Source organism: Helicobacter sp. MIT 21-1697 (genome assembly GCF_026241255.1).
GTDB lineage: Bacteria > Campylobacterota > Campylobacteria > Campylobacterales > Helicobacteraceae > Helicobacter_C.
In genome coordinates this window covers 1-315 of the sequence record NZ_JAPHNC010000032.1, presented here as the reverse complement: position 1 = coordinate 315, position 315 = coordinate 1, and the positions used below count along the sequence as shown (strand labels likewise).

Genomic DNA, 315 nt, shown 5'->3' with positions numbered 1-315 from the left:
ACTCTTCATCTTGTGGGAGTTGATTTGCAGGGTATTATCAAAGGAAATGGCGCAAACTTTACATATAATGTAGGTTATTACTACGCATTCCACGGGTATTATTATCTTGATAACACTCGCTCAAGCATTGATGATTATACCTATGCGATTAAAGGTGCGATAGGATTCTCATCTGATTTTACAAAAAAGATAGGTTATTTTGTAAATCTTCGTGCGAAATACTATGATATACCAGCTTCCAAAATGAATTCAACATTTGCTCGTCCTGCGACTAAGCATTTTATGAGTGGGATAGAGGCAGGGATTCAGTTTTAA

The 315-nt window shown here is 36.2% G+C and carries 1 pseudogene; it reads left to right on the top strand.

The window, feature by feature from the left end:
• Nucleotides 1–315, top strand: a pseudogene (locus OQH61_RS09485) (hypothetical protein); the annotation flags it as partial.